Origin of the sequence: Microcoleus sp. CAWBG58, from assembly GCF_020883045.1 — a bacterium.
Classification (GTDB): domain Bacteria; phylum Cyanobacteriota; class Cyanobacteriia; order Cyanobacteriales; family Microcoleaceae; genus Microcoleus.
Genome location: NZ_JAHRFA010000083.1, coordinates 17,056 through 29,453, shown reverse-complemented (window position 1 = coordinate 29,453; position 12,398 = coordinate 17,056). Strand labels below are relative to the sequence as shown.

The window sequence follows — 12,398 nt, the reverse complement described above, 5'->3', positions numbered from 1 at the left end:
TCCCCTATTCGTGGGATTGTGGCGGGTTTATTTTTTGCGTGTTCGAGCGTCAAATGGTGGGGTGGGGGCGGGTTTATTTCACCTGTTTGTTTGTGTCAAATATGGTTGGCGAACCCGCCCCTACAGGGTTAATTGCCCTAATATTAGTCGATGATATCATGCAGTTTATTGCCTTTGCAATTGCCCGATCGCATCTAATGCTTTTTGAGCATCTGCACTCATGCCTTGAGCCCTAAATAAACGAGCCGCTTGCTGCAAATCTGCGATCGCCCCTTGTCTGTCTCCCATTCTCACTAACGTAATGCCTCGGTTAGCAAAAGCCTTGGCATAACTGGGATTGAGTTGAATTGCTTGAGTGTAATCAGCTAAAGCAGAGCGATCGTTATTGATGCGAAACAGCGCCAATCCTCTGTTAAAATAAGTGTTAGCGCGACCGGGATTAATTTGCAGCGCTTGATTGAAATCGTCGATCGCCCCTTTTTGATCGCCCAAGTCTGAAAGCGCCAATCCTCGGTTGTTGTAAGCTGGTGCAAAGTTTCGATCCAAGCGGATGACTTGAGTATAATCGGCGATCGCCCCCGGTTTATCCCCCAATGCCGACAAAACCAGCCCCCGATTGTAGTAAGCATCGACATAACTGGCATTAAGGGCGATCGCCTTGCTATAATCAGCGATACTTTTGGGCATTTGTCTCAAATCAAAATAAGCAAGTCCCCGATAGAAATAAGCATCCACATAATCCGATTGAGTTTGAATTGCTTGGTTGAAATCTGCTACAGCCCCTGACAAATCTCCCTTGTCAAACCGAGTTAAACCGCGAACATAATAAGTTTTAGCATCGTTGGGATTGTTCAGTTTCAGAGGTGCATTCGCGGTTGGAGACGTATTGATGGAAAGAGTCGATCGATTTAATCCCGCATCCGACAATTTAGCCAAAAAAGTATTGATTGGAATCGCTGAATTAAAACCAGTCTTGGTAGTCAGTTGATCTATAGACGATCCAGCATTATTGGTGGCAAAATCTAGTTCCCCCTCTCCATGAACCCCAACAACGCGCCCTTCCCCATCAAATACAGGGCCTCCACTCATTCCACCTTTAGTTACAGCATTATAGCGCAATGTATAACCGCGTTTATGAATCGGAATACGACTGGTAACATAGCCCGGTGAAAACTCATAATTGCGCTGAGTTCCGTACCTATTTCCCAGACTATTCGCCGGATAGCCAAACACAAAAATTTGCGTACCAACAGTCGTTTGTTCCGAATCGCCTAAAGTTGCGACTGGATAAGATTCTGTGCTGTTAAATGTGACGACGGCTAAATCTGCATCATTGTCACTTTTTTGCAAGCGAACTACACGAATTACTTGATGATCTTTTCCCGTAGAACTGCGAATTGTATAGGTAAATTTAGCATTAGAAACAACGTGGTTAGCTGTAAGTACAGTATAAGTTGTACCTTGTTTAGCAATAATAAATCCAGTCCCACTACTCACTCCATTTGAAGATTGACCGTTAATTTGAACGGTGACAGAAATCGCTACTTGGGCAATTTCTTGGGGAGTTTTAGCAAAAACTGGTGCTGCTGCAAAGACGACTATTCCTGCTACCGTTACTGTTCCTGCTAGGATGCTGGTGAGGGAATCAAAGCGCGAATAATCCCTATTCATAGACGATCGCTGAAGACTAAGATTTTTTATACTCCGAATAGTATAGATGAAAATAAAACGCCTGAAAACCAGAAACGCTTGAGGAAGTTTTCAGCCGATCGCGATTTTTATGACATTTCGTACATTTCGTACTTTTGCCATATTTTACTTGTAGATATTCTAGATTAGGAAGCTCGAACTGCATCCCTAAACACTTTCAACGCTTCTTTCTCTTCCGACATTTGCAGGCATCTCCCCAGCAATTCTAGATCCAAATCTGGCAAAAGCATACTCCTCGAAATGCGATCGTAGCCTTCAGAGTTTAGTTGGTAAATCGAAAACACTCCATCTTCCCAAAACCACACTTCCGCTACGTTAAATCGTCTGTAATATTCCAGTTTATTAATAGTTCCGCTAGTAAAAACAACCTCGATCGCCAAATCGGGTGTTTCTCGTCTCCGCCGGTCTTCGCCAAAGTAGTAAGATAAATCTGGTTCCTTGCTGCTGCCTTTTGTTTCCCCTTGGAGTGTAGCGCTACCCGTCGGTCTAAAACTAATATCTTTTTCTAAAAAGAATTGACCTAGCAGCAATGCCAGCAGGCATTTAATGGTTTCGTGTTCCGGCGAAAGTGTCATAATTTCTACATATCCGTCCAAGTAAGACAAGCGAACGCTGCGAGTATACTCTAGCAAGGAATCTAAAGCTTTGAACTGTTCCCAAGTCATTGATAGCGGCAAAATCAACCGCTGTTCTGGGAGTGCAGTCAATTGGGGGTGAGTTGTAGCGGTCATTTATATTTTCCCCGAGTGTGAGTTGCTACTTCTAAATTAGCATGAACAATCTCTCAATGAAATCTCAATAATATCGCTCGGGCCCGAAATACCGCCAGGGGTTTAAACCCCTGCCGGATTGTCGGACTGCGGGAAAGATTTGTTAACACCACCAATCTTTCCCATATTCCCACTCAAAAAAAGCCAGTGAAGTGGAGTTATTCCGTAGGAAATCGCCCCTCAAATCAGCCTACAAATATCTAAGCTAAAAACTGGAACTGAGTACCGTTTACCGCCAAAGCAAACGGACTAGCTTGTTCAAAGGCACCAGTAAGTTCAAAGCTATTTGTGTTTAAAACTATCCCGACAATCTGTCCATTTCTGGCGTTTTCAATCACCATGTCGTTGATAATTCCGTCATTGTCGTAAGCAATCAAGTTGTCGTCAGTGAAGATGAGGTCTAATTCTGTTAAACCATCTGTCAAACCAATGCGATCGCCCTCGTCAAAGTTAAAATCGGTAATGATATCGGCTCCATTGACTCCAGACTGTTCGTTGCTTCTGAGGACGAATACGTCCGCACCAAGCCCTCCTGTGAGCACGTCCACTCCCCGATCGCCCGCCAAGAAGTCGTTGCCGTCATTGCCGTCTAAATCGTCGTCTCCTTGCCCTCCCCGCAGGATATCGTTCCCGGGCCCTCCAAAGATCTGGTCGTTGCCGCTGTCGCCCCTAACTACGTCGTTGCCATCATTTCCATCCACACCATCGTTACCTTTACCGCCGTAAATGATGTCATTTCCGCCGCCACCACCGATAATATCGTCCCCATTATTCCCTAACAGGCGTTCGTTGGAATCCGACGAACCTGCGATCGTATCGTTGCCGTCTAGTCCCCAAACTCCCCAGGGAAAAGACGACAAATTTCCATCGTTTACGTCAATGTCATCTGATGTAGCGAATCCCAAAAGACGCGGCCCGCCGCCAGCAAATACAGGAAATCCATTGAAATCGCTGATGAGATTGTTAAGCGTTAAAGCCATAGATATGTCCTTTCAAAAGTGCTCCTACCTGTATTATATATTTTAATTATTTTATTGCCAAATAGCAACTTTAGTGGCTTTTTGCAAAGTTTGATTGGCTAAATTAGTGCCTCGCAACCTGCTTGCCACTTGCCAATTACCAATTACCAATTCAATTCTCAATGCCCAATTACCGGGCCTGTTCTTCATTCAACGGAAAGTTGCCATATATCTCGCCTCTAAGTCAAATATAGCCTTTCTCAAAAAGATGAAGTATGACTGACAGCTTCTATAACCACATAAACTAAGAGGGCTGAAGCCCAACAACGTACCCGATCTTTCTGAGAACCGCTATAGCATTAGTCGCTGACACTATCCACTACGGCACATCACTTATAATGGGTGTTACCAGCCAGGTCGCAAACACGTTAATATCACTTATAACGTCAAGACTCAGAACTTGTTTGTGAACAAAAGTAAAAATTTCGGAACCTATCCTCCGGGAAAATACTTAGTTTCGGATACATACACAGAAGCTTTACAAACAGGCTCTAAGTTCTTGACAAATCCATAAATCGCCGATCGCTCACATTGTTTAACAAAATCTACCGCTTTCAGGTGTTTTACTCATGCCTACTCCCAAATCATCTTCCTCTCAAAACAATAACAACTCCGTAAAATCACTGCCAACGGCAGATCCAGATATCATTGCGACAGAGCAAGACAGTGAGCATCTGCCCAACGAACCAGACGTGGAACAGCTACTCGAAGCTTTGACGGCTCAAGTACCGACTCAATCTGCGGAAATTGAACGCTTGAAAACTTGGAAACAAGATTTAGAGCGACTGTTTCAATTTTTGGGCGATCGCCGCGTTTTAATCGCAGTGATGGAACCGGGAACTTTTGCTCTGCGTTACGCTAACGCGGCATTTTGTCGCTTGGCGGGCTGGGAGGGAACGCCTTTGGTAACTCAATCTCATAACGGTTGGTTTACAGAAACAGGGATCTCTTTGCTAGAACTGTTCGAGGATTGTGATGCAAAAATAGTAGAACAATTGTACCGCCGCCACCTTTTACACTGGGTATTTAAGCAATTTTATGAAATAAGCCTCGATGGTTTGCGGGTGCTAGATGAACCTGTCACGGTGAGCATTAAAAATCCGCAACAGGATGAATCTAGATTTATTGAATTTTGGCTGGGTTCGGAACAGTTGAAAATTACTCAGATTAATTCAAAAAAAGATGAATTTGCAGATCTTCCCTTAAATTTAATGCCTGTTGCAGAACGGGAAGCTTGGCTGATGCAGCCCAATCAATTGGGAAGTTTAGCCGATCGACTAAATTTAGATAATTACCGCATCGAAGGTTTGCTGCTGCTAGAAGGTTTTGATGTCACGGTGCAGGAGCAAATTCGCCGCCTGACTCAGTTATTGATCGATCGCGATTCCATGCTGCGCCCTGACAAATTTGAGAGAATCGATCGCTATTTGCGATCGCTCTTTAATGCTGACGGCACTTTGCTGTTGCGCCCCGACGGCGAACAGGTACAGCTATTAGTTGCTAAAGACGGGCATCATTTGCAGCCGGTTGCTTATTCAATGGAGTCCCTAGAAACTTCTCACTTTTTCAAGGCTACCGCAGCAAATCAAGTTTGGAACGTCCCAGACTTGCGTCGCGAGTGCCGCACCGAGTGCGAGCGAACTTTGCGGAAAATGGGCACCCAATCGATGCTGCTGGTGCCCCTGGTAGTCAAATCAGTCACCCGCGAGGGCTGCGGGCTGCGGATTTTGGGCGTTGTGGGGCTGTTGTGCGATCGGGCAAACCACTTCAACAACATTGACGCCCAACACGCCCAAGAACTCATTCCCGCCTTCATTGCAGCCCTGCGGCAAGCCATCCAGCAGCGGTTTACCCACATTCACAACATTCATCCCGCAGTCGAGTGGCGCTTCGCCCAAGAAGCAGAAAGGCGCAGTTGGGGACTCCCCCAAGAGACGATCGTATTTGCAGACGTTCATCCCCTCTACGGAATTTCTGACATTCGCGGTTCCAGCGACGAAAGAAACCGAGCCATTCAAACAGATTTGCTCGAACAATTCCGCTTAGGTTTAGCCATAGCCGATGCCGTTTGTCAAGCACAAACTACCCACCTCGGCGAGCAACTGCGGCTCGACTTGCTCGACTACATCGAGCATTTAAAAGAAAAAGTCACAGTCGATATGGAGGTGCGAGCAGCCGAATATTTAAACGAGCGTTTAGAAGTGTATTTTGACTACTTTGTGCAGTGTAGCCCCACGGTTCAGGCAGCAGTTGAAGCTTACCAAGCCGCCTGCGATAACGAACACAACTGCGTTTATGGCGATCGTAACCGCTACGATCAAATGTTAAACCTAATCAGCACCAAACTCCAAGAAACCTGGGCCCGCTGGCAAGAAAAAATGCAGCAAATCCTCCCCCACTACTGCGACATCGAATGCACCGACGGCATGGATCACATGATATATGTCGGAAAGGCGATCGATCCCAAATTCAGCCAATTTCATTTGCACAGTTTGCGGTACGAACAACTGCGAGCAATTTGCGACTGCGGTCGCACAGTTTTTCGCCTGCAAGCCGAGTCTCAAATTAACATGGAACTAGCCCATTTAGTCTTAGTACAAAATACCACCATCGACATTTTTCATAATGAAAATACCGAAAAAATGTTTGATGTCAAAGGCACGCGCGACATCCGCTACGAACTCGTCAAAAAGCGCATCGAAAAAGCCGTTGACAAAGACGCACAAGAGCGAATTACCCAATCAGGAATGCTAACCGTAGTTTATTCAACCGAAGACGAATGGGAAGAGTACCAACAATACTTGCGCTACTTGTCTCGCGAAGGTTGGGTAGAAGCAAAAGTGCAGACGGGGATGGTAGAATCACTGCAAGGAGTCAGCGGTTTAAAATTCGCCCGCGTCCGTATTTTACCGGAGCCCGAAGCAATTGTTCATATCAGTGAAGTTACGGTCGTACAAGATTGAAAATCGCTAACTCAAACAGCAATTACTACGAGTAAGGTGCGCTGCGGCGCACCCTACAAAATGTCTATTGATGAGTGCAAGCCTGACCCAGCAAGGTTTTCATCAAACTTTTGTACGTTGCTTGTGATTTGTAGCGTCAAAAATTGCGATCGGCATCACATAAATTTTCCCTAAATTAGCGCTAGCCTAGGCTAAATTAGATGCCATAAATTTTTAAAATAAACCTATGCAAATTTTTTCAGAATACCAAATACATTCTACCCTGCACGAAGGTGCCGAAACAATTATTTATCGCGGACAGAGAGCGAGCGACAAGTCCGCAACAATTCTTAAAGTTCTCAAAGCCGAATATCCCACACTCGAAGCCATTACCCGCCTCAAACACGAATATCAAATCCGCCAAAATTTAGATAGCAAACAAATCGTCAAAGCCATCAGTCTCAAAACCTTTAACCACCGATTAGGCATAGTTTTAGAGGACTTTGGCGGCGAGTCTCTCGGACAACTACTCGAAAAAGCAAGGCTGAGTTTGCTAGCAACTTTAAACATCGCCATCCAAATCGTCAAAGCCTTAGAATACCTGCACCAAAATCAGATTATTCACAAAGACATCAAACCCAGCAACATCATTATCAACTCCCAAACAAAACAAGTTAAACTCACCGACTTCGGGATTGCGACAAAACTAAACAAAGAAAACCCACAATTTAACAATCCCAACTCCGTCGAAGGCACATTAGCTTATATGTCTCCCGAACAAACCGGGAGAATGAACCGCACCCTCGACTACCGCACCGACTTTTATTCCCTCGGAATTACCCTGTATGAAATGCTGACAGGTGAACTGCCATTTCCGAGTAAAGACCCTTTAGAAATAGTTTACAGCCACATCGCAACTCAAGCAATTTCGACCGCTCAAATCAATTCGGAAATTCCCACATCAATCTCAGGAATAGTCATGAAATTGATGTCAAAAAATGCCGAAGATAGATATCAAAGTGCAGCCGGATTATTGGCAGACTTAGAAAATTGTTTGCATCAGTTAGAAGCAACAGGAGAAATAATCGATTTTATCCCCGGACGCTTAGACATTCTCAGCCAATTGTTAATACCCCAAAAATTATACGGTAGAGAAAACCAAGTCAACGAACTATTAGCAGCCTTTGAACGTGTAGGGGCGGGTTCGCCCGAATCTTTGCCACCCAACCAAAATACAGAAAAACCCGCCCCCCCCAACGCCGAAACCCTTTCGCCCGAATCTTTGCCACCCAACCAAAATACAGAAAAACCCGCCCGTTCCCAAAGCGAACTAATGCTAGTATCCGGTTATTCGGGCATCGGCAAATCAGTAGTCGTCAACGAAGTTAGCAAACCAATAACTCGCTCAAAAGGTTACTTCATCAGCGGCAAATTCGACCAATTCAAACGGAACATTCCCTACGCATCATTAATTCAAGCATTTAACTCGCTGCTGCGCCAATTGCTCACAGAAAGCACTGCTGCTATAGAAACATGGCGCACTAAAATTTTAACAGCTTTGGAAACTAACGGCAAAGTAATTTCCGATGTAATTCCGGAAGTTGAATTGATTATCGGTAAACAGCCAGAAGTAGCAGAACTCTCCCCTGTAGAATCGCAAAATCGCTTCAATCGCGTATTCAAAGAATTTATTCGCGTCTTCGCCCAAAAAGAACACCCGCTAGTTATCTTTTTAGACGATTTGCAGTGGTCAGATTCAGCTACATTAAAGTTGATGCAAACACTGATAACTGACCCCGACCAGCAATATTTGTTGCTGATCGGCGCCTATCGAGACAATGAAGTCAGCCCGACTCATCCGTTAATTCAGACAGTAGAAGAGATTGAAAAAACAGGTACGGTTGTCAACAATATTGTATTGCAACCCCTGGAGTTAGAAAATGTAACGGAATTAGTCTTTGAAACTCTTAGCAATTTCACAGAAAAAGCCAACGATTTAGCCGAATTAATCTGCAATAAAACGGGAGGAAATCCTTTTTTTCTGACGCAACTTTTACAAGCACTTTATCAAGAAAACCTTTTAAGATTCAACTTCGCTCATCTAGGAGGCAAAGGAGGCTGGGATTGGAGTATTGATGAAATTCAAGCGATTGGAATCACCGATAAAAGTGTAGTCGAACTCGTAGCTTCTCGCATTGAAAAGTTGCCAGCAACCACGCAAGAAGTGTTAAAATTAGCAGCTTGCGTGGGCGATAAATTTGCTCTAGACGTGCTGTCACTTGTCAGCGAAAAGTCAGCGAATGTTACAGCTACTGAACTTGATTCAGCTTTGCAAGCAGGATTAATTTTGCCTTTGAGCGATGCTTATCGCATTCCTTTAGTTTTTGATAAGTCGGAATCAATAAACCTCAAATTAGACACTTCGCGGGTTAGTTACAAATTTTTGCACGATCGCGTCCAGCAAGCAGCATATTCGTTGATTCCCGAAGAGCAAAAGCAATCCACCCATTTAAAAATTGGTCAATTACTGTTACACAATACTCCACCCGAAAAGCTAGAAGAAAACATCTTTGATATTGTCAATCAGTTGAATGTGGGAATTGACACAATTATCCAGCCAGCAGAAAAGACGCAGTTAGCCGAATTAAATTTAACTGCGGGACGCAAAGCAAAATCAGCGAATGCTTATGAAGCTGCTGTGAGGTATTTGCGGGTGGCGATGGGATTATTGCCAGAGGATAGTTGGGACAGTCAGTATCAATTAACGTTAGCAATTTATGAATCAACAGCGGGAGCTGAATACTTAAATACGAACTATTCAATCTCAAAAGAATTAGTTGATGTTATTCTAAGTCGGGCTAAAACTTTACTGGACAAACTCAATGTTTATGAGCTGCAAATTCAGTCTTATACTGTTCAAAATAGAGTTAGTGAAGCAGTAAATACAGGGCTGGAAGTCCTAAAATTGTTAGGGATTTATCTTCCTCAAAATCCCAACTTATTGAATATATTGGTGGAATTGATTAATACAAAACTGAGATTGGGGTTGAAAGGAATTGAGGATTTAGCTAATTTGCCAGAAATGACAGATTCTAAAAAACAAGCAACCATGCGAATTTTATCAGGGATTCTGGGTACCGCGATGGCGGTCAAGCCCAGACTATTACCATTGTTAGTATTTATGATGGTTAAGCTGTCCATTAAATATGGAAATTCGCCTTATGCTAGTGTCGCTTACGTTTTTTATGGTGCAATTTTGTGTGGAATAGGAGACATTAGTTTAGGATACCAATTTGGTCAATTGGCAATTAGGCTTTTAGATAGATTTCCATCTGATTCAATCAAAAGTAGAGTTTATCTAATACTTACTTGTTCAATTCAACACCGTAAAGTAGATATCAAGTTAGCCTTGAGTTATATGATGGAAGGGTTTAAGGCTGCAATCGAAACTGGAGATTTACCGTATGTTGGTTATTCTGTCAATGGATATTGTACTTATAAACTGTGGATGGGAGAGCCTCTCGAACTGGTTGAAGAAGAAATAAGTAAGTATCTAAAATTAATGCAGAAACTTAAACAAGAAGGCTCTTCACAATGTATTAGTATATTGAGATATACAGCCATAATTTTGCGTGGTCAATCTGTAGAATCATGTAACTTAGTAGATAAGAAGTTTAATGAAGACAAAGTTGTTACGGATGCAATTGAAACTAAAAACTTTTTTTTAGTTTGTTTTATTTGTAATGCCAAATCTATGATTAATTTCTTTTTCGGGAATTATGCACAAGCTTCAGAAAATTCAAGGTTATTTGAGAAATATGAAGAATCAGTTTCTGGATTTTATCTAGTTTCCTTGAATAATTTTTACTACTCTCTCAGTCTCCTAGCTTTGTATTCCCAATCTGACAAAGAGGGGCAAAAGCAATATTTAAATAAAGTGGTACAGAACCAAAATAAAATGAAAAAATGGGCTGTTGATGCTCCAATGAATTATCAACACAAATATGACTTGGTAGCAGCCCAGAAAGCGCGGGTATTGGGGTATGATACCCAAGCAATGGATTTGTACGATCGCGCAATTGCCGGTGCAGCTAAAAATGGTTATATTCAAGAGGAAGCATTGGCCTATGAATTAGCCGGAGAATTCTATCAATTTCTGGGAAAACAGATAATTTCTCAAGCATATTTGACTAAGGCTTATTACGGCTATATCCGCTGGGGAGCTCTAGCGAAAGTTAAACACTTGGAATCAAGACATCCTTTCTTAGTAGCACAAACGCGCGCAACAGAAACTCGACCCCTCGATGTCACGCGCACTAATACTGGAAGCACTACCAGCAACAGTTTAGGCGATTTTTTAGACGTGGCTACTTTTATTAAGTCTTCGCAAGCCATTAACAGTGAAATTGTCCTGGACAACTTGCTGACAAAATTAATCACAATCATTTTAGAAAATGCGGCGGCTCAAAAAGTTGCGCTGCTGCTGCTAAAAGATAATAAACTCTACATCGAAGCTGTAGGAAATTCTACTGATACCCAGGCTACAGTTTTACGATCTATACCATTGGAAAATAGTCAAGATTTGCCTGTTTCTGCTATAAACTATGTTTTTCGCACTCAAAAGCCTCTGGTATTGGATGATGCGACTGTTACTGCACCTTTTAATGCGGATGCGTACATTCGAGAATTTGAAATTAAATCAATCCTGTGTTTGCCAGTTATTTATCAATCCCAGTTGCAAGGGATTATTTATCTGGAAAATAAGTTAGCGGCAGCAGCTTTTACCGCAGACAGGGTGGAAGTTTTAAAGGTTTTAGTTAGTCAAGTCGCTATTGCGATCGAGAATGCTCGTTTGTACGCGCGCGAGCAAGAAAAATCCCAACAGTTAGAAAAGTCTTTTGCGGAACTGCAACAAGCGCAATTGCAATTAATTCAAGGTGAAAAAATGTCTTCTTTGGGCAATTTGGTTGCTGGTGTCGCTCACGAAATTAACAATCCCGTCGGTTTTATTTCTGGGAATATTACCGAAGCTACTGCGGCTGTGGGCGATTTAATTAGCCACTTGCGACTGTATCAGGAAGAAGTTCTCGATCCTAGCTCAAAAATTGCACAGGATGCTGAGAATATCGATTTAGAGTATCTTATAGAAGATTTGCCGAAAATGTTGGGGTCGATGAAAGTTGGGTGCGATCGCATTCGCAATATTAGCACATCTCTCCGCACCTTCTCCCGTGCCGACACCCGCCAAAAAGTGTCGGCGGATATCCACGAAGGAATTGACAGCACTTTAATGATTTTACAGCATCGCTTGAAAGCTAATCCAGACCGCCCGCTGATTCAAGTGGTTAAGGAGTATGGAAATATTCCGAAAGTTAAGTGTTATTTGGGACAGTTGAATCAGGTGTTTATGAATTTGTTGGCAAATGCGATCGACTGTTTTGACGATTTCGATCGCGATCGCAGTTATGCTGATGTTGAGGCTGTACCTAATACGATCGCCATTATCACCCATCTCTCGCCGGATAACAACAGCGTGGTGATTCGCATCAAAGATAACGGCGCAGGGATGTCGCCGGATGTGAGGGCGAAAATATTTGACCATTTGTTTACTACGAAGGGAGTCGGGAAGGGTACCGGTTTGGGGCTGTCTATCAGCCGCCAAATTGTGGAGGAAACCCACGGCGGTAAGCTGACTTGCGAATCTGTGTTGGGCTCCGGTACGGAATTTGCGATCGAAGTGCCGATCGACTGATTGTCGGTGCGATCGCCCTCACTCTTTTAAGATACAAGGTCAAGACCGTATCTACAAGCCCTGAATTATGTGATAATTTATGGCATTTTTTGAACAGCACAAATCTGCGATCGTCCTTTCTTCAGGATAATTGGCAATATAACGCTCTTTCGTCACTTTCATGAGAGTAAATTCTCGAAGACACGACAGCAAAGGATCTCTTCCC

At 43.3% G+C, this 12,398-nt stretch carries 6 protein-coding genes; 2 read left to right on the top strand and 4 right to left on the bottom strand.

Annotation, left to right across the window (positions count from 1 at the left end; translation table 11 throughout):
* Window positions 1-165: 165 nt before the first annotated feature.
* The 4 genes from QZ918_RS27110 to QZ918_RS27095 form a co-directional block, all read right to left on the bottom strand.
* Window positions 166-1,671: a tetratricopeptide repeat-containing S1 family peptidase gene (locus tag QZ918_RS27110; protein ID WP_293340659.1), complete on the bottom strand. Its 1,506-nt coding sequence runs from the start codon at window positions 1,669-1,671 to the stop codon at window positions 166-168.
* A 164-nt stretch (window positions 1,672-1,835) separates the two neighbouring features.
* On the bottom strand, window positions 1,836-2,441 hold the full coding sequence (locus QZ918_RS27105; protein WP_293340657.1) for a Uma2 family endonuclease: 606 nt from the start codon (window positions 2,439-2,441) through the stop codon (window positions 1,836-1,838).
* A 239-nt stretch (window positions 2,442-2,680) separates the two neighbouring features.
* Window positions 2,681-3,460 carry a calcium-binding protein gene (locus tag QZ918_RS27100; RefSeq protein ID WP_293340655.1) on the bottom strand — a complete coding sequence of 260 codons (780 nt, stop codon included), beginning with the start codon at window positions 3,458-3,460 and terminating at the stop codon, window positions 2,681-2,683.
* 51 nt (window positions 3,461-3,511) lie between these two features.
* A complete protein-coding gene (locus QZ918_RS27095) occupies window positions 3,512-3,649 on the bottom strand; it encodes a hypothetical protein (RefSeq protein WP_293340653.1) in 138 nt (45 codons plus the stop codon).
* A gap of 419 nt (window positions 3,650-4,068) precedes the next feature.
* On the opposite strand from QZ918_RS27095, the gene QZ918_RS27090 reads away from it, so the two are divergent.
* Window positions 4,069-6,462, top strand: coding sequence for a GAF domain-containing protein (locus QZ918_RS27090; protein WP_293340651.1), 2,394 nt, complete (start codon window positions 4,069-4,071; stop codon window positions 6,460-6,462).
* Window positions 6,463-6,688: 226 nt separating this feature from the next.
* Complete coding sequence (locus QZ918_RS27085; RefSeq protein ID WP_293340649.1) at window positions 6,689-12,193, top strand: trifunctional serine/threonine-protein kinase/ATP-binding protein/sensor histidine kinase; 5,505 nt, start codon at window positions 6,689-6,691, stop codon at window positions 12,191-12,193.
* Window positions 12,194-12,398: the final 205 nt, after the last annotated feature.